At 39.3% G+C, this 22,352-nt stretch carries 18 protein-coding genes and 2 tRNA genes; 2 read left to right on the top strand and 18 right to left on the bottom strand.

The window, feature by feature from the left end; genetic code table 11:
• Window positions 1-110: 110 nt before the first annotated feature.
• From ICI50_RS01655 to pth, 14 genes are all read right to left on the bottom strand, one after another.
• The gene (locus ICI50_RS01655; RefSeq protein WP_013855330.1) at window positions 111-2,597 is read right to left on the bottom strand and encodes an ATP-dependent Clp protease ATP-binding subunit; all 2,487 of its coding nucleotides are present in this window, start codon (window positions 2,595-2,597) and stop codon (window positions 111-113) included.
• Window positions 2,598-2,668: 71 nt separating this feature from the next.
• Window positions 2,669-3,124, bottom strand: a complete 456-nt coding sequence (locus ICI50_RS01650; protein ID WP_188891832.1) for a GAF domain-containing protein — start codon at window positions 3,122-3,124, stop codon at window positions 2,669-2,671.
• Window positions 3,125-3,199: 75 nt separating this feature from the next.
• Window positions 3,200-3,273: transfer RNA gene (locus ICI50_RS01645), tRNA-Pro, on the bottom strand.
• Window positions 3,274-3,310: 37 nt separating this feature from the next.
• Window positions 3,311-3,385 (bottom strand) — tRNA-Gly (locus ICI50_RS01640).
• Between the two features lie 150 nt (window positions 3,386-3,535).
• Window positions 3,536-5,086, bottom strand: a complete 1,551-nt coding sequence (lysS, locus tag ICI50_RS01635; RefSeq protein WP_188891830.1) for a lysine--tRNA ligase — start codon at window positions 5,084-5,086, stop codon at window positions 3,536-3,538.
• Window positions 5,087-5,102: 16 nt separating this feature from the next.
• Window positions 5,103-6,128: a tRNA dihydrouridine synthase DusB gene (gene dusB, locus ICI50_RS01630; protein ID WP_013855327.1), complete on the bottom strand. Its 1,026-nt coding sequence runs from the start codon at window positions 6,126-6,128 to the stop codon at window positions 5,103-5,105.
• A gap of 77 nt (window positions 6,129-6,205) precedes the next feature.
• On the bottom strand, window positions 6,206-7,096 hold the full coding sequence (gene hslO / locus ICI50_RS01625) for an Hsp33 family molecular chaperone HslO (protein WP_013855326.1): 891 nt from the start codon (window positions 7,094-7,096) through the stop codon (window positions 6,206-6,208).
• Window positions 7,097-7,146: 50 nt separating this feature from the next.
• A complete protein-coding gene (gene ftsH / locus ICI50_RS01620) occupies window positions 7,147-9,312 on the bottom strand; it encodes an ATP-dependent zinc metalloprotease FtsH (protein WP_054640138.1) in 2,166 nt (721 codons plus the stop codon).
• Window positions 9,313-9,406: 94 nt separating this feature from the next.
• Window positions 9,407-10,654 (bottom strand): tRNA lysidine(34) synthetase TilS, encoded by a 1,248-nt coding sequence (gene tilS, locus ICI50_RS01615; RefSeq protein WP_013855324.1) that lies wholly within the window; start codon window positions 10,652-10,654, stop codon window positions 9,407-9,409.
• A gap of 37 nt (window positions 10,655-10,691) precedes the next feature.
• Window positions 10,692-11,054: a S1 RNA-binding domain-containing protein gene (locus ICI50_RS01610; protein WP_013855323.1), complete on the bottom strand. Its 363-nt coding sequence runs from the start codon at window positions 11,052-11,054 to the stop codon at window positions 10,692-10,694.
• Window positions 11,054-11,431, bottom strand: a complete 378-nt coding sequence (locus ICI50_RS01605; protein WP_013855322.1) for an FtsB family cell division protein — start codon at window positions 11,429-11,431, stop codon at window positions 11,054-11,056. Before ICI50_RS01605 ends, ICI50_RS01610 begins: the two co-directional genes overlap by 1 nt.
• A 67-nt stretch (window positions 11,432-11,498) precedes the next feature.
• A complete protein-coding gene (locus ICI50_RS01600) occupies window positions 11,499-11,741 on the bottom strand; it encodes an RNA-binding S4 domain-containing protein (RefSeq protein ID WP_013855321.1) in 243 nt (80 codons plus the stop codon).
• 18 nt (window positions 11,742-11,759) lie between these two features.
• Window positions 11,760-15,254: a transcription-repair coupling factor gene (mfd, locus tag ICI50_RS01595; RefSeq protein WP_056940898.1), complete on the bottom strand. Its 3,495-nt coding sequence runs from the start codon at window positions 15,252-15,254 to the stop codon at window positions 11,760-11,762.
• 1 nt (window position 15,255) lies between these two features.
• Complete coding sequence (pth, locus tag ICI50_RS01590) at window positions 15,256-15,813, bottom strand: aminoacyl-tRNA hydrolase (protein ID WP_054640139.1); 558 nt, start codon at window positions 15,811-15,813, stop codon at window positions 15,256-15,258.
• Window positions 15,814-15,949: 136 nt separating this feature from the next.
• Between pth and ICI50_RS01585 the strand changes: the two genes are divergently transcribed.
• The gene (locus ICI50_RS01585) at window positions 15,950-16,921 is read left to right on the top strand and encodes an L-lactate dehydrogenase (RefSeq protein WP_013855318.1); all 972 of its coding nucleotides are present in this window, start codon (window positions 15,950-15,952) and stop codon (window positions 16,919-16,921) included.
• Between the two features lie 172 nt (window positions 16,922-17,093).
• Window positions 17,094-17,801 carry a cyclic di-AMP binding protein CbpA gene (cbpA, locus tag ICI50_RS01580; RefSeq protein WP_013855317.1) on the top strand — a complete coding sequence of 236 codons (708 nt, stop codon included), beginning with the start codon at window positions 17,094-17,096 and terminating at the stop codon, window positions 17,799-17,801.
• 48 nt (window positions 17,802-17,849) lie between these two features.
• Here cbpA and alr read toward each other — a convergent pair whose 3' ends face one another.
• The 4 genes from alr to ICI50_RS01560 form a co-directional block, all read right to left on the bottom strand.
• A complete protein-coding gene (gene alr, locus ICI50_RS01575) occupies window positions 17,850-18,980 on the bottom strand; it encodes an alanine racemase (RefSeq protein ID WP_188891828.1) in 1,131 nt (376 codons plus the stop codon).
• A complete protein-coding gene (gene acpS / locus ICI50_RS01570) occupies window positions 18,981-19,337 on the bottom strand; it encodes a holo-ACP synthase (protein WP_013855315.1) in 357 nt (118 codons plus the stop codon).
• A gap of 110 nt (window positions 19,338-19,447) precedes the next feature.
• Window positions 19,448-20,905, bottom strand: coding sequence for a degradosome RNA helicase CshA (gene cshA, locus ICI50_RS01565; protein ID WP_013855314.1), 1,458 nt, complete (start codon window positions 20,903-20,905; stop codon window positions 19,448-19,450).
• Window positions 20,906-20,917: 12 nt separating this feature from the next.
• Entirely contained in the window at window positions 20,918-22,285 is a 1,368-nt protein-coding gene (locus ICI50_RS01560) for a UDP-N-acetylmuramoyl-tripeptide--D-alanyl-D-alanine ligase (protein WP_188891826.1), read from the bottom strand.
• Window positions 22,286-22,352 lie beyond the last annotated feature (67 nt).

Here is a 22,352-nt window from a genome sequence, read left to right as displayed (position 1 = left end):
CTTATCATTTTGCTGGACAATAGATCAGCAAAATCCTGAATCTCAGTCTTTTTAAATCATCAAAAAGTATATGCTATTTTTTTAAGTTTGTCAAGGCTAAATGCCTGATATCACTTGACTTTTGCAACTTCTTTTTTTGCATTAACTACTTCAAATTTTAAATGACCCTGATGACTGCCGATCTTTAACGTATCACCATCTTTAATTTCACCAGTAATCAGCATTTCTGCTACCTTATCTTCGATATCGTTTTGAATAGCCCTTCTAAGTGGACGAGCACCATTTTCTGGATCATAGCCATCTTTGACAATTTTATCCAAAGCAGCACGTGATAACTTAAGCGTAACGCCTTTCTTTTGTAAACGTACCACCAATTTATGCGTAAGCAGAGTAACAATTTCGCGCAATTGCTTTTTGGTTAATTCATTAAAGACAATTGTCTCATCGATTCGGTTCAAAAATTCTGGACGGAAGAATTGCTTGATCGCTTGCTCTACCTTGGCTTGACGAGCCTTAGCTTGATCAATTTTGTCTGCATTAAAACCAACAGCATTGCTATCAAACAGAGAACGTGAACCTAAGTTAGAAGTCATAATAATAATTGTATTTCTAAAATCAACTTTTCTGCCCTTAGAATCAGTTAAAAATCCTTCATCAAGAACTTGCAAGAGTAAGTTAAAGACATCTGGATGAGCTTTTTCTACTTCATCAAGCAAAACAACTGAATATGGATGGCGACGTACTTGCTCCGACAACTGGCCGCCCTCTTCATAACCAACGTAGCCAGGAGCTGAGCCAATCAACTTGCTGGAAGCAATTTGATCCATATATTCCGACATATCAAGTCGGATCAAATTATCTTCTGAGCCAAACATTGTAGCTGCAACGGATTTAGCTAACTCAGTCTTACCAACACCGGTTGAGCCTAAGAAAAGGAATGAACCAATTGGACGACGTTCATCCTTAATACCACTTCTGCTACGGCGAATAGCACGAGCAACAGCTGAAACAGCCTTATCCTGACCGATAACTCGCTTATGTAAAATGCCTTCCAAGTTAGCTAATTGCTTACTCTCATTACGCTTCATTTGAGTAACCGGCACGCCGGTCCAATCAGAAACCACCTTTGCAATATCTTCTGGTTCAACCACCGCATTAGCACTGGCCTTATCATGCAAGTTATCAATCATTTTTTCTCGACGTACTTGCAAATTGTTCTGCGTGTCTTGAAGTTCAGCCGCCTTAACAAAGTTCTGACTAGCTGCGGCTTCATTCTTTTCAGTGATCAATTTTTTAATCTTGTCATCAATCTGAATCAGCTTATTATCGGAACCGACGTTGTTGCGAATCTTCACTGCGGCGCTGGCTTCATCAACCAAATCGATCGCCTTATCTGGTAAAAAGCGATCCGAAATATAGCGACTAGATAAATCAACCGCATCTTCCAAACTAGCCTCAGAAATTGTAACCCAGTGGAATTTTTCATACTTAGGCTTTAGCCCTTGCAAAATTGCTAGAGCCTCTTTTCTAGAAGGCTCATTTAAGCGTACTTGTTGAAAACGACGTGCTAAAGCTTGATCTTTTTCAATATATTTTTGATACTCATCAAAGGTCGTTGCACCAATCATTTGAATATCACCACGTGCTAATGACGGCTTCAAAATATTGGAAGCATCAATTGCTCCTTCAGCGCCACCAGCGCCAATCAAAGTATGCATTTCGTCAACAAAAAGAATTACCTTACCATCTTTGGCAATTTCATCCAGAATTTTCTTCATTCTGTCTTCAAACTCGCCACGGTATTTAGTCCCTGCGACCAAATTACCCATGTTCAAGGCCATAACTCGCTTATTAAGCAAATCTTCCGGAACTCTTTTGTTAACAATCTCAGTTGCAATCGCCTCAGCTACAGCAGTCTTACCAACACCAGGTTCACCTACCAGAACAGGATTATTTTTAGTACGACGCGATAAAATCTGAATAACTCGTTTAATTTCCTTCTGACGACCAATTACCGGATCAATGTTGCCTTCACGACTACGTTGATTCAAATTAACCGCAACTTTATCCAAAGTTGGTGTCGTACTGTTCTTCTGCTTCTTTTGATTCACATCAGTATTACCATTGCCACCAAGCCAATTAGCAGAATCGCCAAAATCTTGCTCTTGCTGCAAACTATCCATCGCATCTTGACGTAAACGACTAATGTCTACATTTAGATTCTTAAGAATCATAGCCGACAAAACCTGTTCACTAGCTGTTATTCCTAACAAAACATGATTGGTTTGGATTTCCTTAAAGCCATCTTGATCAGCTTGTCTCTTGGCATAATCTAATGCCAAACTTAACCGAGGAGACATTTCCATATAACTTGTCTTAGCGGCAGAGCCATAACCAGTGTATCGTTCAATTTCTTCACGTACAGCGGTTGGAGTTAGCCCCCATGAACGCAAGATTTTACCTGCCTTACCCTCAGTTTCAATCACTAAGGCCAATAAAACATGTTCTGTTCCAATTAAGCGATGATGGAAATTTTGTGCTTGTTCTCGTGCGATTTTCAATGCTTGATTTACGCTTTTACTATATGAGTTTTCCATACAAACACCACCCTTTAAATACGCTATGGTATTTTACTTTTATTTTGTTAGTAAGTAAAATAATTTGTTTTTTAATTAAAAATTGTATCTCCAATTTCAGTTAAGTACTTTTTATCTAATTCGTCAAAATTATGCAATTCAGTAGAGTCAAAATCAAATACACCCCATAATTGATTGTTCTTAAAAAGCGGCACCACAATTTCTGAATTAGAAGCACTATCACAGGCAATGTGACCTGCAAATTCATGTACATTAGGCACGATCTGTGTTTTTTCTTCAGCTGCTGCAGTGCCGCAGACACCTTTACCCATTTGAATATGAACACAGGCCGGCATCCCTTGAAACGGTCCTAAAATCAGCTCGCCATTTTCGTAGCGATAAACCCCTACAAAATTCACATTATGTAGTGAATTAAACAAAAGTGCAGACAGATTAGCAGTATTAGCAATCCAATCGGTTTCACCTGCAACTAATGCTTTAGCTTGACTAACTAACAATTCATATTCTTCCTTAGTAGCTGCTGACATATATACATCCCCTATAGTTTTTGGGTTTCATTATAGCAAAAATAAAAAAGCTGTCCTAACAGACAGCTTACAATATCGGGAAAACAAGATTTGAACTTGCGACCTCTGCGTCCCGAACGCAGCGCTCTACCAAACTGAGCCATTTCCCGTTAAAAAAAGACTCACCACTCGGTGAGCCTTTCATCTTGGAGCGGAAGACGGGATTCGAACCCGCGACCCCCACCATGGCAAGGTGATGTTCTACCACTGAACTACTTCCGCAACAACAAATATAATTATAGCAAATGCTCGCTCATTTGCAAGTGTTTTTTGTAAAAAATAGAAATATTGCTAATCATTTGTTGTTCCGTATCAAAAAAGCCTCATACCCATGCATAAGCACAGATATAAGACTTATTTTCTTAAATCAAACTATTTATTTTCTTTATTTTTCTTAGCCAAGTCAGCCTTAACTTCCGCATCAATTGATTCAACCTTTTCAGGACGCATTGTTGGGAAGAGCAAGACATCACGAATAGCTGGGGCATCAGTCAAAAGCATTACCAAACGGTCAATACCGATACCCAACCCACCTGTAGGTGGCATACCGTATTCCATTGTGCGAAGGTAATCTTCATCGATCATGTCGGCTTCGTCGTTACCAGCTTCACGTTCTTCCATTTGAGCTTCAAAACGAGCACGTTGGTCATCAGGATCGTTCAATTCTGAGAAGGCGTTACCGTATTCTTCACCCATAATGTAAATTTCAAAACGGTCAGTAAATCTTGGATCGTCGGCATTCTTCTTAGCAAGTGGCGAAATTTCTACTGGGTGACCGTAAACGAAGGTTGGGTCAACGATAGTTTCTTCACAATACTTTTCAAAGAAGGCGTTGATAATGTGACCAACCTTCCAGAATTTTTCAACGTGGATATCATGGTCTTCGGCAATCTTAGTTGCTTCTTCAAGAGTCATTGGCTTCCAGAAGTCAACGCCAGTCTTTTCCTTGATTAAATCAACCATATGAACGCGGCGGAATGGCTTGCCTAAGTCAATTTCAGTACCTTGGTAAGTAACCTTGCCGTCATCAATAACAACCTTAGCGGCAGCACGAATAATGCCTTCTGCTTCGTTCATTACATCGTGGAAGTCCCAGTAAGCTGCGTAACTTTCAAGTTCAGTAAATTCTGGGTTGTGGTGAGTATCCAAACCTTCGTTTCTGAATACACGACCAATTTCGTAAACACGTTCCATGTCACCCACGATCAAACGCTTAAGTGGTAATTCCAAAGCGATTCTCATGTAAAGATCGATGTCCAAAGCGTTGTGGTGAGTAATAAATGGACGAGCTTCAGCACCACCGGGAATGTTGTGCAATACTGGAGTTTCAACTTCCAAGAAGTTTTGACCATTCAAGTAGTCACGAATAGCTTGGATAATTTGAGTACGGTGAACAAAACGCATGTAGCTTTCACGGTCAGTGATCAAGTCAAGGTAACGTTGACGGTAAATCGCTTCAACGTCTTTCAAGCCGTGGTACTTATCTGGCAAAGGACGAAGAGCCTTTGATAAGAAGGTTACGTGGAGAGCTCTGATAGTAAGCTCGCCAGTATCAGTCTTCATAACTTCACCTTCGATACCCAAGAAGTCACCAATATCTGACTTCTTGAAGATCTTGTAATTGTCTTCGCCAACGATGTCTTTACGTACGTAAATTTGAATCTTGCCAGTACGGTCGTAAAGGTCAGCAAAACCTACCTTACCCTTACCACGTTTTGCAAGCATACGACCTGCAATCTTGGTCTTAGGCATATCATCGTTTAATTCATCCTTGTCTTCCTTGCCGTACTTTTCTTCTAAAGTACTTGCCAAGTCTTGACGATCAAATTTTCTTTGACCAAATGGTTCGATTCCGTTTTCACGCATTTCGTCCATCTTTTGACGACGAACACGTAATTGGTCGTTCATTTCGTTCTTTGCCAATTTATCTTTTCCTCCATTAATTGTTCATTGTCACGCGTCGTGCAGCACGAGCTTTTTCTCTTTTTTCATATTCATCAACAAAATTATCAAGCAAGTCGTACACATCTTGACGCGTCCAGACCTCATTTATTTTAGCACGAGTACGGGCCGAACGGGGAATTCCCTTCAAATAGTATGCAGCTTGTTGCCGAAATTCTGGTACAGCACGTTTTTCTCCATGAATTTTTACCAAAGCATGAAGCTGATGCTTAGCCGTCTCAACCTTTTCACGCACGGTTTGTGGCGGCAAAGTTTCGCCTGTTTCTAAATAGTGTACCATATCCTTCAAGATCCAAGGATTGCCCAATGCAGCTCGACCGACCATAACGGCAGTACAGCCAATTTCATTCAAGGCCTTTTTAGCAAGCTCGGGCGTTCTGATATCGCCATTAGCCACAAACGGAATATCCAAGACCTGCGCAACATCATGCAATACGCCCCAGTCAGCTTCGCCTTGATACATCTGCTTACGCGTTCTGCCGTGCATGGCAACCATGCTGGCACCTGCTTCTTGCGCAGCTAGTGCATTCTCTACGGCAAAAATATGCTTGCGATCCCAGCCAATTCTCATTTTAACGGTAACCGGCTTTTGGACATTCTGCACAACTGCATGCACCATTTGATAAATCTTGTTTGAATCAAGCAGCCACTTAGAGCCAGCATCGGTCTTAGTAACCTTAGGGACAGGGCAACCCATATTAATATCAATAATATCTGCATCGGTATGTTGATCGATATATTGAGCTGCCTGAAGCAGCGTCTCCTCGCTACCACCAAAGATCTGAATGCTCATTGGGTGTTCACGGGGATCAACGTCCATCATGCTCAAAGTCTTTTTATTTCCATAAATAATTCCATGATCAGAAATCATTTCGCAAACAACCAACCCAGCTCCGAATTCCTTACAGACAACGCGGAATGCTGAGTTCGAGACTCCCGCCATCGGCGCAACAACAACTCGGTTTGGAATGGTGATATCGCGAATTTTCCAGCTGTTATCCACCAAATCATCCTTTCAAATACCCTACTATAATATCAAAAAAGCCCCGCAGGACAAAGCCTTAGAGCCTCTTAGTTTAATTAATAGTCTTTTTCATCATGTTTTTTAGCTAAAATAGCCTTTAATTCGTCTTCAGTGTAATTATATTTATTACCACAGAAATTGCAAGTAAGCTCTGCGCCGTGATCTTGGTCAATCATTGCTTTTAATTCTGAGCTCTTTAAGGTTTCAAGAATGCCAGCATATTTTTCCTTAGAACAATCGCATTTGAATGCTACATCATCTTTTTCCAAAATCTTACAATCAGTACCTAGAATCTTACGCGCTAAATCTTCTGGAGTCATACCATCTAAGAATGAACTAGAAAGAGCTGGCAGAGCCTTAATCCGTTTGATTGTTTCAGTAATTAAAGCATCACTAGCACCAGGCAAAGCTTGCAACATAAAACCACCTGCTTCACCAATCGAATTATTAGGATTGACAAAGACTGATAAGCCAACAGCTGACGGAATTTGTTCAGATTTAGTCAAATAGTAGGCAAAGTCTTCTGCAATTTCACCAGAAACAATTGGGACTTGACCAGTATAAGGCTGTTTTAAGCCTAAATCTTTGGTTACTTCTAGCCAACCTTGACCAACTGCCTTTTTTACATTGATATGTCCATCTTTTTTAGGTGGTAAAGCAATATGGGGATTTTTCACATAACCTTTAACGCCTAAGTCGGCAGTAGCTGTGACAATAGTTGGACCCACTGGACCGTTGCCTAATAGTCTAACCGTTAATTCTTCCTTATCAGTTAGTTCAGCTCCAGCTAATAAAAGGGAACCAACCAATGTACGGCCCAATACTGCAGCAGATGCTGACCAAAGATCATGTCTCTTTTGTGCTTCTCCTACTACACCCTTGGCTGTAATCGTAAGCAAGCGTAGATTTTTAGTTTTATCAATTGATTTTACTAAATAGTCATTCATGTTTATCCTTCTCTCTAAAAAAATAGAGCCCTCTTCAGGCCCCATTTTTATTAGTTATCCTTATGCTCATCATCTGAAGTAGAATCCGGAGTTGAATTAGGTGTAGTTTTATTCTTCTCAGGATTTTCCACATTATGTTCTTCAACATCATGATTCTTCTCTGATGGAGTTTCTAAGGTATTCTTTTCTTGTTCAGCTAATGCTTGATCTGCATCTTTTTGTTCAGCCTTTTCGACTTCTCGCTTTTCTGCAGCAGCCTTTGCTTCTTCATAAGTTGAAGCCTTAGATTCACTTGGATATTGGTTGGCATCCTTTTCAGGCATCTTGCCAGTCTTGTACAAGGACATAATTTGCTTTTCGTTTAAAGTTTCATACTTAAGCAAAGCTTCAGCGATAATTCTGTGCTTTTCCTTATTTTCTTTGACGATTTCAAGAGCCTTAGCATGACCTTCATCCAAGATCTTCTTAACAGCTTCATCAATCTTAGCAGAAGTTGCCTCACTGTATGGCTTAAAGCCGTATGGATTGGTTTCGCCTTCTTTTTCAAGCTCAACCATTCCTAATGAATCTGTCATACCGTAGTTAACTACCATGCTGTGTGCAATTGCAGTAGCCTGTTCAAAGTCATTAGAAGCACCAGTTGACTTATCGCCAATAGTTGCTTCTTCACCAGCACGACCACCCATCAAACCAACAATTTGTTCAAACAATTGCTTCTTGGTCAAAATGAATTGATCATCCTTTGGCAGCATGATGTTGTAACCGCCGGCACGACCACGGGGCACAATAGTTACCTTACGAACCGTCCGTGAATCACTTAAAACCAAACCACAGATAGAGTGCCCAGCTTCATGGAAAGCAACCCGACGTCTTTCAGGTTCAGCGATCAAGCGATCCTTCTTAGCAGGTCCAGCAATAACTCGATCTTCAGCTTCATCAATGTCTGAAGCAGTAATCTCAGTGCCATTTCGACGAGCGGCAACTAAAGCGGCTTCGTTCAAAACATTAGCCAAATCAGCACCTACAAAGCCAGGTGTCTGTCGAGCGACTTCTTTTAAGTCAACATCAGGAGCAAGTGGCTTATTCTTAGCATGAACCTTCAAGATAGCTTCACGTCCACGAACATCAGGCCGACCCACTAAAACTTTACGGTCAAAACGACCAGGACGAAGCAAGGCTGGGTCCAAGACATCAGAACGGTTAGTTGCGGCGATCACGATTACGCCTTCGTCGCCTTCAAAACCATCCATTTCAACTAATAATTGGTTCAATGTCTGTTCACGTTCATCGTTACCGCCACCGGTACCATTGCCACGACGACGACCGATCGCATCAATTTCATCAATAAAGATAATACTTGGTGCATTCTTCTTAGCGTTGTTAAACAAGTCACGTACACGACTAGCACCAACACCAACAAACATTTCAACAAAGTCTGAACCTGAAATTGAGTAAAACGGTACATTAGCTTCACCAGCTACGGCACGAGCAAGTAACGTCTTACCAGTACCAGGAGGACCCTCAAGTAAAACACCTGATGGAATTCTTGCGCCCAACTTAGTATATTTAGATGGATCTTTTAGGAATTCAACTACTTCAACTAATTCTTGTTTTTCTTCTTCTTCACCGGCTACGTCAGAGAAACGAACCTTGTTCTTAGAAGGATCTTCTGGCTTAACATGTGAGCGGCCAAAATTCATTATTCCGCCGCCACCACCACGTCCAGCACCGCCTTGGTTCATCATCATCCATAACATGACAATGAACAAAACAGTTGGTACAAGCATGACAATGGTTGAGATCCAATTGCCAAATTGTGATTCTCCTTGAGTCGTCATCCGAGCATTACTCTTTTGTGCCAAGTCTTGCACGTTAGAAACGGTAGAATCATTCTGTAACATGGTAGTAGAGAAGCGTGAAACTTTTCTGCTGGAATTATTACTAAAGAAATCAAAATTGCTATTTGATTGATTCTTTGTTGTTTGTGCATTCTTGTAACTACCCGAAACAGTGTAAACACCATTAGCGGGCAGAACACTAAAGTTTTTAACTTTGCCTTGACGCAAATCTTTAACAAATTGTGAATAGCTGATATTCTCAGAACTACCACCATTGTTAGAGCCGCCGAGTGCCCAGTTGATTCCCCATAGGAGCAGAAGGAACACAACTATGTAGAACAGGCCGTTCGATAACAGCCGATTCCGGTTATTCTTCATAAAAAACCTCCGCAAAGTCTTTAAGTTATACGTTTAAAATTTTATCACAAAATAGGTTGCTACCACTAATATTTTCAACTAATTTAGTGATTCTTTAAAGTTCATATAGAAAATAATGTTTGGCATTGGAAAGCCAATTTTGATTTTGATAAGTTTTTTCTACCCAAACTGGCTCGTTATCCGTATAAATCGTCAAACATAATGGACGCAAAGCTAGTGGAATCGCGTTTTCCGCAAATTTCTTTTTAGCTTTAGTTAATTGACCGTTTTTAAGCAATAATTTCTTTTCTGGAATTAATGACCCCGCCGCAAAGCACGAGTTCTTCTTAAACCAAAAGTCTCCAATTGATTGCATCTCCGGCTTTTTCGTAGTAGTCAAAATAAACTTTCTATTTTTAAACATAAATGGCTGATCTAGCAAGATCTTTTTAGGCTGAACTACTACCTTTTTTTCTTTTTTCAATAAATAAAAATAACCCTGATATTCAATTACCACAAAATTGCCTAAATTCTGATTAACGCGGCGCTGATATTTTTGCCAAATAATTCTCTGCCAGAAAATTTTTCGTTCTAACTCAGTTAAATTAGCTAACTGTTGGCTCTCAATTCGATAAGCAGTTAAAAACTTAGTCGTTTTGCCTATTTGTACAATTCTTTTATTAGCAAAATCTGTTAATTCATGCATCTGCCGGCTAAAGCGCAAAGCATTCGCAAGCAAAGCAGGATTTTCTTTTTTTAATAAAGGTACCACGTGATGACGCAGCCGATTGCGCATTGTCTCATCCGCTCGATTAGTGGAATCAACAATATAATTAATTCCATATTCCTGATCATATTCTAACAGCTGCTGCTTGCTGTAAGCTAAAAATGGTCTCACCAAAGCCACGCCATTCATTTGGCCCACGGCTTGCAAGCTATTCATTTCTTCTGGATTACCAGAGCGAATAAACTTAAGCAAAATATTTTCCAGCAGATCATCACCATGATGCGCTGTTAACAAATAAGCTGCACCCTCTTTTTTGACAATTCGAGTTAAAAAAGCATACCGTGCATTCCTAGCCGCTGCCTCAACACCGCTTGTAGGATGCTTATCCCACTTAGCCCAAAAGAGCGACACTTTATTTTTTTCACAATAATTTTGCAATACTTCCGTTTCTTGCTGGCTATCATTACGTAATTGATGATCAAAATGCGCTACAAGTACCTTAAAATGCATTTTTTCCTGCATTTTAACCAACATGTCTAACAAGGCCATTGAATCTGGCCCGGCGCTAGCTGCCACCACTATTTTTTTATTAACTAAGTCAATTTTATTCTGTTTAAAAAAATCAATTAATTTCATTTGTCTAGCAAAAAATGACCCATTACAGGTCATTTGATTAATTTTTAGTTAAGACTTGCCTTAATTGGGCAATCTCTTTTTTAGCATTTTCATTTGTCTGGTTTAAAACTCGATTAAAATCAGCTGCTTTAGTAGTCGAAAACTGATTATCGTGATCAATTAGCTTAGGGTCATTCACCCGTGCAACCGATAAGTTAAACTTACCCTTATGAATATGAACCACTACCACACGAATATGATCACCAATTTGATATTGGCGTCGCTGACGAGGCCAATTATTGCCAAAATCACTATGATGCACTAACCCAGAATGTCTATTAGGCAAAGTCACAAAAATACCTAAATCGGTAATATTATTAATTACTCCTGTAACCCGATTACCGGCTTGATATTTCTTCATCAGTTATCATCATTTCCTTCATGCACGTTATAAACTTTTTCTCCTGACTTAGAATAATAAAATTTATAACGAATCAGCTTAGCAACATAATTTGGATCCTTAAGATCTTCTCTCTTAGTAGCCCAATTACGTCTCTTCTCTTTTACTTTAGTTAAAGTCTTCTTTTCAGCTTGAACTTGATTATTAAGACGACCTGTTTGAGAAATCTTAATGGCAATTTGCACACCAAAAGCAACGAAAACAATCGCAAAAATAGCAATTATTCTATTTAGCCGTACACGATGTACTTCCTTGATTCTCTTAGCCTGTCGACGCTGAATACGCGCTCTCTGCTCCTCTGGACTGAGCGAATTATAAATACGTGGACCATGATTCATTTTTTTAATCCTCTGTTACTTAAACAAATATATAAGTTAAGTATAACAACGATTGGGTTAAAAGTCATTAATCAACTAATTCATAAAGTTCGCTTGCTTCGGCCTTTTTAGTAGTTTCGCGAATATTCAACACCTTGGCTTTAATTGTTCTAGCGCCATAGCCAATCTCAATTAAATCATCGATTTTAACATCGTAACTTGACTTAACTACTCTGCCATTTACTTTAATTCGGCCTTGATCTGCCATTTCCTTGGCCACGGTTCTTCTTTTAACTAATCTAGAAACCTTTAAAAATTTATCGATTCTCACTGTCGTCTTCCTTTCACATCATCTTTGAATAATATCACTCGCAGCACCTAAAAAGGTGGCTAATTCATTAAATAAAACTCGATTCTTCATGCCATCTGGCAACAATAACAATACTACCATGCGCTTTTCTGGGCTCATACTGATTCGAGCTTTTAAACTAACATGCTCAAGTGCTCTAAAAATATTCGGGCCTTCTAATTCATGCGAAGCAGCAACGTTAAATTCCACTTTAATCTTATTGCCAGTTTTGATTACATTTAACGCCTGCGCTAAATCAGCGTCAACTTTTAACCCAGCAATAGCTAATAAATTCTCTACAGCTGCTGGATAATCGCCGAAACGATCAATTAATTCATCCTCGATCTTATTTAATTCTTCTTGGCTATTAACAGTCTTGATCTTTTTATAAAATTCGATCTTTTCTTCCTGATCACCAATATAAGTATCAGGAATATAGGCCTCTAATTGTAAATCGATCTCAGCGTTAGACTTTTTGGCCGCCTTTTTGCCTTTCCGAACTTTAATCGCATCACTCAGCATTTGTGAATACAAATCGTACCCTACGCTATCAATGAAACCATGCTGCTGTGCACCTAACATATTGCCAGCTCCGCGAATAGATAAATCACGCATCGCAATCTTAAAACCTGACCCTAATTCAGTAAAGTCACGAATTGCATCTAGTCGTTTTTCACCAACTTCAGTTAAAACCTTATTAGGCTGATAAAGAAAATAAGCATAAGCTAAACGTGCACTACGTCCAATGCGGCCCCGCAGCTGATAGAGCTGACTCAACCCATAATGATCCGCATCTTCAATAATCATTGTATTAACATTGGGCATATCAATTCCAGTTTCGATAATCGTAGTAGTTACTAAAATATCAAATTCCCCGTTTAAAAAGCGGTATAAGACATCCTCTAATTGATTCTGACTCATTCGTCCATGGGCACTAGCAATGCGCGCTGTCGGAATAAGCTGCTGCAGTTTTTCTACAGTTTCATCAATATCGCCAATTCGATTATGCAAATAAAAGACTTGACCACCACGCTGCATTTCACGCAAACATGCGTCTTTTACTACGCTCGGAATCTGTTCCATTACATAAGTTTGAATTGGATACCTATTTTGTGGCGGTGTCTCCATGACAGATAAATCACGCACGCCAACCATTGACATGTGTAAAGTCCGCGGAATTGGCGTGGCAGTTAATGTTAAAACATCGATATTTGCCTTCAGCTGTTTAAGCTTTTCTTTATGCTTAACGCCAAAGCGCTGCTCTTCGTCAACAATTAACAGACCTAAATCCTTAAAATGAACGTCTTTTGATAGCAGACGGTGTGTCCCCACCACTAAGTCAATCTTGCCTGCTTCAAGTTGGTCAATAATCTCTTTGGATTCAGCTGGGGTTTGAAAACGGGACAACATTGCTGTATTCACCGGAAAGTCTTTAAAACGATCCTGAATGGTCTCATAATGCTGCTGCGCCAAAATAGTAGTTGGTACTAAAAAGGCTACTTGTTTATTATCTCGAATAGCCTTAAATGCTGCCCGAAGTGCTACTTCAGTTTTGCCAAAACCAACATCCCCAACTAGTAAGCGATCCATTGGCTTCGGTTTTTCCATATCTGCTTTAATTTCTTTAATCGACCGCAATTGGTCTGGTGTTTCTGGATACGGAAAAGCATCGTCAAACTTCTTCTGCAAATCATCATCTGGTGAAAAGGCAAAACCCTTCTCCGATTCACGCTTAGCATAAAGATCGATTAATTCATCGGCGATATCCTCAACCTTAGATTGAACCTTACGCTTAGTCTTAGCCCATTCACTGCCACCTAGTTTGTTGATATGCGGCGTTTTCCCTTCAGAAGCCACATATTTTTGAACTAAACTCAGTTGATCCGCTGGAACAAAAAGCTGATCGCCGTGCTGATAAGTAATGGTGATATAATCACGCTTGACCCCATTGTTTTCTAAAGTTTTAATCCCTTCAAAGCGGCCAATCCCATGATTAACATGGACAACATAATCACCTGGTTTTAACTCAGTATAATTACGTAGTCTTTGGGCATTTTCTAAGGTTTTAATACGCTTTTTACGGTGTGGTCGTTTATTAAATAATTCTCGTTCAGTCAGATAAACTAAATTGACTGATGGCAAAGTAAAACCGCTTGTAAAACCGGTAACCACAATTTGTGCTCGTTTTTCAACGATTTCATTTCGGCTAACAATTGGCAAATTCAGGCCAAAATCAACCATTGTTTGATCAATCTGACGAGCTCTTTTTTCATTATCAGCCTGCAAAATAACCGTTTGACCACTTTTTCGATAAGATTCCAATTCAGTTTTAATCAAAGGCATCTGGCTAAAGAACTGTTCAGGTTCCCGTGTTTGCCAGTTAAGCATCTGCCCTAAACGCAGACGCCCCATGCTTCTTTGAAATAATGAAAAATAGATTCGATGGTGCTTATCTTTAGATAGAACTTTATCATAGTCAAAACGCAAACTTTGCTTCGGTAGCATCGCACCAGTTTTCAATTCATCATCAATAAAAGCTGCGTTCTGCTGATCAACGGTTTCTACAGCTTGCTTGATTAAAGGCAAATCATCTAATAAAATTTGCCCATTTTTAGCCAAATATTCTACCAAGCTGCTTGGCTTAGCAATTAAATAATCAACCAAAAATGCATAGCTTTTAGGCAGTCCCCCAGCATTCAAATCATCTAAGACTACAGTAAAATGATCTTTCACCGCTTTATCTGGCGCAGGTGCATCTGCCATATCCTTTTTTATCTGTTCAGCAGCTTTTTGAATAGCAGCACTAGAAAAAACTCGATCCTGAGCAGCCGCAATTTCTACCTGATCGATTTCTTTTTGACTGCGCTGGGTGGCTAAATCAAATTCTTTAATTGTATCAATTTCGTCACCAAAAAATTCAATTCTAACCGGATTCTCTTGATCTAACGGATAAATATCTAAAATATCCCCACGAATTGCAAATTCTCCTGGTTTAGCAACTAAAGCTTCTTTATGATAGCCTGATTGCACTAGCCAACTATTCAATTCGGGAAGTTCATATTCCTTTTCTGGCGCAAAAATTCGTCTTGCTTGAGCAAAATCTGCTGGATTTGACAATTTATATTGCAAACCTTGCGGTGTCGTAACTACGATACCTGGTTTTCCACTCAATAAAAAATTAAGCACCTGAATACGGCTACTCAATTCATCAGGAGAACTAACTGCTGTTTGTGTAGCAATAGTTGCATCTACAGGAAAGATTTGCGCAGTTCCTTCTGCTAAGATAGCGCTTAATTCTCCATATAAGTTTTGTGCCTTACTCTCATTTTCTTCAACCAAAATCAGAGGTGCTTTAAGTTCAGATACAATCTGTTTTAAGAGTAGACTAAAAGCACCGGCATTAGCGCCAGTGATTAGTGAATTCTTTACTTGTTTAGTTTTTGCAATAAAATTATTTAAATCTTGATCTTGTTTTAAAATCTCTGTCAAACGCATTTTAGTTATATTTATTCATCAAATATTGACTATCATGACCTGCAATAAAGTCATCAATCATCTTAACACTTGTGTCAAATGCGTCATCCATTAGCTTTTGCTGCTCATCGTTAAATGGAGTTAGTACCCATGAAACTACAGTCGCATTCTTAGGATGACGAATACCAATCTTCAAGCGATTAAACTTCTCAGTCCCTAAATCACGGATAATACTTTTGATACCGTTATGACCGCCACTTTTACCATTAGCTCTGATTCTAATCTTGCCAATTGGCATATCCATATCGTCTTGAATGATCAATACATCAGCCGGATCAACCTTGAAGAAATTAGCCACCTGACTAATAGAACGACCTGATTCGTTCATAAATGTCTGTGGCTCTAACAAAATAACATCTTCACCATTAATTTTTTGTTTAGTCCAATGACCCTCGAACTTATCTTTATCTAATGACAATCCCTTTTCATTAAGGTAATGGTCCATAGTCATAAATCCGGTATTATGCTTAGTTTTATCGTATTTTGGGCCAGGATTACCTAAACCTGCAATTATCTTCATTTATAATATAACTCCTCATCAATAATACTTAAATATCATAGCACAACTGACAAATAATACTTTTGTTAATGCACCCAGATCATGATATAATTCTTTTTGTTAAAAATATCACTAATCAAAAGGAGATTTATTTGTTATGGCAAGAGATGAAAAACCCCGTAAAGTTATTCTTGTTGGTGATGGTGCTGTAGGTTCAACCTTCGCATTTTCAATGGTTCAACAAGGTATCGCTGAAGAATTAGGTATTATTGATATCGCTAAGGAACACGTTGAAGGTGATGCAATCGATTTAGCTGATGCTACTCCTTGGACTTCACCAAAGAATATCTATGCAGCTGACTACCCAGACTGCAAGGACGCAGATTTAGTTGTTATCACTGCTGGTGCTCCACAAAAGCCAGGTGAAACCCGTCTTGACCTTGTTAACAAAAACTTGAAGATCTTATCTTCAATCGTTGAACCAGTTGTTGAATCAGGCTTCCAAGGTATTTTCTTAGTAGTTGCCAACCCAGTTGACATTTTGACTCACGCAACTTGGAAGATGTCAGGTTTCCCTAAGGATCGTGTTATCGGTTCAGGTACTTCACTTGACACTGGTCGTCTTCAAAAAGTTATCGCCGAAATGGAACATGTTGACCCACGTTCAGTTAATGCTTACATGCTTGGTGAACACGGTGATACTGAATTTCCAGCATGGAGCTACAACAATGTTGGTGGCGTTAAGGTTAGCGATTGGGTTAAGGCTCACGGCATGGATGAATCTAAGCTTGAAGATATCCACAAGGAAGTTGCTAACATGGCTTACGACATCATCAACAAGAAGGGTGCTACTTTCTATGGTATCGGTACTGCTTCTGCAATGATTGCTAAGGCTATCTTAAATGACGAACACCGTGTACTTCCACTCTCAGTACCAATGGATGGTCAATATGGCTTACACGACCTTCACATCGGTACTCCAGCAGTTGTTGGTCGCAAGGGTCTTGAACAAATCATCGAAATGCCATTAACTGACAAAGAACAAGAATTGATGACTGCTTCTGCAGATCAATTAAAGAAAGTTATGGACAAGGCATTTAAGGAAACTGGCGTTAAGGTTCGTCAATAATCACTGCCTTAAACTTTCAAAAAGCATTACTTCTCAGAAAGCAATGCTTTTTTATTTGCCTAACTATTGTTAAAATATATATGATTACTTTAGCAGGTCTTTAATTAATATTTAATTAACTCATCGATTATGCTATAATTATTGGAAACATTTTCACTTTGGAGGCGAACTCATGCTTATTAAATCGTTGGTTATTAAGAAAGATTACTTAACAACAGTTAATGAAAAAGCCACATTAGCAGAAGCTTTGCAAGTTCTAGAAGATTCAGGTTTTAGATGTGTGCCCATCGTAGATGATACTGGCACTATTTTCCGCGGTAACATTTATAAGATGCATATTTATCGTCATAAGTCACAAGACGGCGATATGAACTTACCTGTTACTTACTTGCTTAAAAATGCTACTAAGACGATTAAAGTTAACTCACCATTTTTCAAGGTATTCTTTAATATTAAGGACTTACCTTACATTGCTGTACTTGATGAAGATAGTCATTTTTATGGTATTCTAACTCACTCAAGATTGCTTGATATGTTATCAGATGCCTGGGACATTAAGAATGGTTCTTACGTTTTAACCGTTTTGTCAGATAATGCCCGTGGCAATTTAATTAAGATGTCTAAGATCGTATCTAAGCACACCAATATGTCTAGCGTAATGACGTTAGATGCTGCAGCTGGAGAACTTGAAGGTGACTTCGTTAGAAGAACTTTATTCACATTACCTGCCGGTGTATCTGAGATTACGATGAAGGCGATCGTTGAAAAATTGCAAAAGAAAGGCTTTGTTGTTTCTGAAATTGAAGACTTGCAAGCTGGAATGACCATTATGAGTGATGAAAATCCAGGCGTCTTCATTGAACATCCGAAAAAAGATTAAGCTAAAATAAAAATGCTTCTGGGATCTCCCGGAAGCATTTTTTAATATTTATTTTTCATAATAAACGCGTGGCAAACGATCATTTAATAAGCAAGCTACTTCATAGTGAATCGTGTCAACGTAGTCTGCAGCTGCCTTAATATTATTGGGATCATCAGGATTATTTGAAATAATCACTACCTTGGTGCCTACTGACATCTTCTTTGGCAACTTAACCATAAATTGATCCATGCATATCCGGCCAACAATTGGGCAATAATCATCGCCTACTTTAACTTTGAAGCCTTGGAACTTACGAATAAAGCCATCTGCGTAACCGACAGGCACAGTTCCAATAATAGTATCTTCATCAGCCACAAAGGTTGAACCATAACCCACGCCATCACCTTGATGAATAGTTTTTACATGAGTCAATTCACTCTCAAATGACAAAGCTGGTTCGAGTTTAATTTGCGAATCCAAATCAGGAGAAGCTGGGTTAGATGATGGGTTTAAGCCATAAATACCAATGCCAAAACGTACCAAATCGCTCTTGATGCCTGAGTGGAAAATACTTGCGGCAGTATTATCAACATGAATCCATTTTGGCTTAACGGTTAATAAGCTCTTCATGTGATTAAACTTATCGCGTTGATGCTCGAAATAAGTTTCGTCAGCACTATCAGCAGAAGCAAAGTGAGCAAACATGCCCTCTACGAAGAAATGCTCATTATTTTCCAAAAACTTATTAGCGGCAATAAATTCATCATATTCGTTAAAACCAATTCGACCCATGCCTGAATCAATTCCTAAATGAATCTTAAGCTGCAGATTTTCTTTAACTAAGTATTTTTCAGCATCCTTCAACCATTCCAGATTAGGTACGGTCAATGAAATATTATTTACAGCAGCTACCGGTGCATATTCTGGAGAAACCACGCCTAAAACCAAAATTGGCTTAACAATATCCGCGCGACGCAATTGTAAAGCTTCATCCAAAATTGCTACACAAAAGCCAGCTGCACCAACTTTTTCGGCTACTTTTGCCACTTCAACTGCACCATGGCCATAAGCATTAGCCTTAACAACTGCAAACATCTTTTGACCCGGGTCAAGATGCTTCATTTCGTTTTCTAGATTTCTTCTAATAGCGCCCAAATTTACCTTGACTACTGCTGGGCGATGATAGCCTGGAACCATTTATTTTCCCTCCAAAACTACAAATGTAATAATTTCATGATTGTCATGTGTGATGCTAGGGAAGATATTGCCGTTAAACTTAGTTGAAGTCATTACAGGATGCCCTAGATCATCCCACAAAGTTTCAATATCTTGAAAGCCAACGTATTTGCCTAAGCCTGTGCCCATTGCTTTAGAAAAAGATTCCTTCAATGAGAACCGACCGCCAAGATATTCAACCTTCCGTTTGCCCTTCATTTCTTGATATTGGACAAATTCATTCGGAGTTAGTACTTTTTTAGCAAAAGCATCCCCCTTAGCAACGATCTTTTTAACTCGCTCTACTTCAATTGAGTCAATTCCTACACCTTTGATCATTGTTTTTCACCTCACATAATGCAATTAATTATAATACAAAAAAGAAGCTGCAATGATTACAACTTCTTTTTTAAGATAAAAATTTAATCTTTTTTATTCTTGATCACAAATTAATGACCGCCGCGGCGTCCTCGTTTACCGCGATTGCCGTTATGCCGATAACTATTATTGTCACGGCGACGGCGATGATTGCCACGTGCATGATTACGACCACGCCCATGACCACCACGATGATGACCATCACCCCTATATGGCAATGGCCTTTCAGGTGTAATCTTCACCTTGACATCGGTTGAATCTTTCGACAGATTCTTTAAAAAGGCAGCTACTAAGTCAAGAGCTGAGTAATTATCTAATAATTCACTAGCATCTTGCGTATACTTGCCTAAGTCACCTTTCATCAAGTCTTCAATCTCTGACTTAGCCTGCTTCAATTGACCACGCAAAGCTTGATCATCTGTTGGCGGACGAAGTGTTGACATCTTCTTCTTAGTCAATTGTTCGATGGTTCTCATATAGCCAATTTCATTTGGCGTTACAAAGGTAACTGAGATTCCTTTTTGACCAGCACGACCAGTTCTACCGATACGGTGTACATAAGAATCTGGATCTTGAGGAATATCGTAGTTATAAACGTGAGTTACGCCAGAAATATCCAAGCCACGAGCAGCTACATCTGTCGCAACTAAGATATCCAACTTGCCTTCACGGAACCTCTTCAAGACAGTCATTCTACGGCTTTGAGAAAGGTCACCGTGAATCCCTGCCGCATTGTAGCCACGAGCTTGCAAACCACGTGTTAACTCATCTACGCGGCGCTTAGTTCTACCGAAGACAAGAGCTAAATCTGGTCCTTGAACATCAATCAAACGACACATAATATCGAATTTTTCGGATTCTTTAGCACGAACAAAATATTGATCGATCAAATCAGCAGTTAATTCCTTAGCTTTAATTTGAACGATTTCCGGGTGATCCATAAATTTCTCACCAATGCGCAAAATTGGTTTAGGCATCGTCGCACTGAAAAGCAACACTTGATTACGATTCTTAGCGTACTTTAAAATACTTTCAATATCTTGAATAAAGCCCATATCCAGCATTTCATCAGCTTCATCCAAAACAACAGTATTTACATTATCTAAGCTAACAGTACCGCGCTTTAAGTGATCCAATAAACGACCTGGTGTCCCAACCAAAATTGAAGGTACATGGTGCTTTAATGAGCGAATCTGGCGGCCAATATCGGCCCCGCCATAAACGACTTGCACGTGAGCATGCTCATCACGACCTAAGCGAAAAAGCTCTTCTTGCGTCTGAATAGCTAATTCACGCGTTGGTTCAATAATTACCGCTTGAATTACCTTTTCTTCTTTATTGATAGTTTGTAAAATTGGCAAGCCAAAAGCTGCTGTTTTACCAGTACCAGTCTGAGCTTGGCCAATTACATCTTTGCCTGCTAAAGCAAGCGGAATAGTCTGGGCCTGAATTGGCGTTGCTTCCTCAAAACCTGAGCGCTTGATCGCCTTAAGTAGTGCGTCGTTTAATCCTAATTCTGAAAACTTCAAAAAATTGTTCTCCTATCTGAGTCGGGCTAAGACATTCTCCAGGTGCATCCCATGTGAACCCTTCAATACTACAATGTCGTCCGGCTTAATATCATTCTTTAGATCGTCAATCATGCGATCTGTCTGTTCTTGCATATAATAATGCAAATGTTCTGGCTTGTACTTATCTTGCAATGCATCGTACAAGTTCTTCATTTCGGAGCCATATAAATATACTTCATTAATAATCTGTGGATCCAAAGTATCGTTCAATCCAGCATGAAGCTCTGGTGAATTCTTGCCTAATTCCAGCATATCGCCTAATACAGCAATTCTGCGACCATCTGGTTTAACCTCAACTTGGCCAAAACTAGTAATTACGGCTCTGACAGCAGTGGGGTTAGAGTTGTAAACGTCACTCATAATTGCTTCGCCAGCGTCGCCTTTTTCCCATTCCATGCGGTTAGCAGTTGGCTTAAAGTTAGACAATGATGTTGCAATTTCTTCATCGCTTTCACCAAAGTGACGTCCAACACTAATAGCAGCCATCGCGTTAGAAACATTATGCTTACCAATCATTGGAATTGAGAACTTCTGCTCAGAGTCATTAATCGTAAAGGTAGCATGGTGCATGTAGCTCTTAAAACCAGTTGCATGCACTGTGTCTTCATCTCTAAAACCAAAGGTAGCCTTAGCTTGATCAAGTTTTTTAGCACGCTCTTGCAATAATGGTTCATCGCCATTATAGATAAATTCACCATCTTCACGTAAAAAGTCCGTGATTTCCATCTTAGCGTCTGCAATCTTATCACGTGTGCCGAAGAATTCAATATGGGCCTCACCGATCATTGTAATTACAGTTACATCAGGGTGCGTCAATTCACTTAAATGATGCAATTGACCTGGTCTATCCATGCCCATCTCAAGTACCAAAATCTCGGTATTTGGTTTCATCTCAAGAATAGTCATTGGCACACCAATGCCATTATTAAAGTTAGCTTGAGTCTTATGTACATTGAAACGTTTAGATAAAACTGCAGCCACCATGTCCTTAGTAGTGGTCTTACCATTAGAACCGGTGATTCCTACTACTGTTGGATTAACCTTACGCAAATAATAACGTGCTAAATCCTGTATTGCAGCCAGTGGATCATCAACTTCAATTACTGCAATGTCATCTGGCTTATTAGGATGGCCCTTCTTCCATAACGTAGCAGAAGCACCATTACTAATTGCACCTTCTATAAAATCATGTCCATCACGTTCGCCTTCAAGCGGTACAAATAATCCACCATTGGTGATCTTTCTAGAGTCAAAGGCAACAGAAGTAATAACAGTTTTTTCGTCGCCTTCACAAGTAGTATTTAAAGCCTTGGCAATTTCAGCCATTTGCATTTTCATTGAATATTTACTCCCATAAAAACATTTTTATACAGAAAACATTATACTTGCTTTCAAGCATTCTGCC

Origin of the sequence: Lactobacillus kefiranofaciens (genome assembly GCF_014656585.1) — a bacterium.
GTDB classification, from domain to species: Bacteria; Bacillota; Bacilli; order Lactobacillales; family Lactobacillaceae; genus Lactobacillus; species Lactobacillus kefiranofaciens.
The sequence above is the reverse complement of the archived record's forward strand: the minus strand, read 5'-3'. Positions and strand labels throughout refer to the sequence as shown.

What these genes read in the sequence shown, in the direction of transcription:
- ICI50_RS01605 (WP_013855322.1), bottom strand. Translation starts at nt 11,431, where the DNA reads ATGAATCATGGTCCACGTATTTATAATTCGCTCAGTCCAGAGGAGCAG.
- ICI50_RS01560 (WP_188891826.1), bottom strand. Translation starts at nt 22,285, where the DNA reads ATGAAAATGCAAATGGCTGAAATTGCCAAGGCTTTAAATACTACTTGT.
- tilS (WP_013855324.1), bottom strand. Translation starts at nt 10,654, where the DNA reads ATGAAATTAATTGATTTTTTTAAACAGAATAAAATTGACTTAGTTAAT.
- ICI50_RS01655 (WP_013855330.1), bottom strand. Translation starts at nt 2,597, where the DNA reads ATGGAAAACTCATATAGTAAAAGCGTAAATCAAGCATTGAAAATCGCA.
- ICI50_RS01585 (WP_013855318.1), top strand. Translation starts at nt 15,950, where the DNA reads ATGGCAAGAGATGAAAAACCCCGTAAAGTTATTCTTGTTGGTGATGGT.
- ICI50_RS01610 (WP_013855323.1), bottom strand. Translation starts at nt 11,054, where the DNA reads ATGAAGAAATATCAAGCCGGTAATCGGGTTACAGGAGTAATTAATAAT.
- hslO (WP_013855326.1), bottom strand. Translation starts at nt 7,096, where the DNA reads ATGAATGACTATTTAGTAAAATCAATTGATAAAACTAAAAATCTACGC.
- alr (WP_188891828.1), bottom strand. Translation starts at nt 18,980, where the DNA reads ATGGTTCCAGGCTATCATCGCCCAGCAGTAGTCAAGGTAAATTTGGGC.
- mfd (WP_056940898.1), bottom strand. Translation starts at nt 15,254, where the DNA reads ATGCGTTTGACAGAGATTTTAAAACAAGATCAAGATTTAAATAATTTT.
- ICI50_RS01650 (WP_188891832.1), bottom strand. Translation starts at nt 3,124, where the DNA reads ATGTCAGCAGCTACTAAGGAAGAATATGAATTGTTAGTTAGTCAAGCT.
- acpS (WP_013855315.1), bottom strand. Translation starts at nt 19,337, where the DNA reads ATGATCAAAGGTGTAGGAATTGACTCAATTGAAGTAGAGCGAGTTAAA.
- pth (WP_054640139.1), bottom strand. Translation starts at nt 15,813, where the DNA reads ATGAAGATAATTGCAGGTTTAGGTAATCCTGGCCCAAAATACGATAAA.
- ftsH (WP_054640138.1), bottom strand. Translation starts at nt 9,312, where the DNA reads ATGAAGAATAACCGGAATCGGCTGTTATCGAACGGCCTGTTCTACATA.
- cbpA (WP_013855317.1), top strand. Translation starts at nt 17,094, where the DNA reads ATGCTTATTAAATCGTTGGTTATTAAGAAAGATTACTTAACAACAGTT.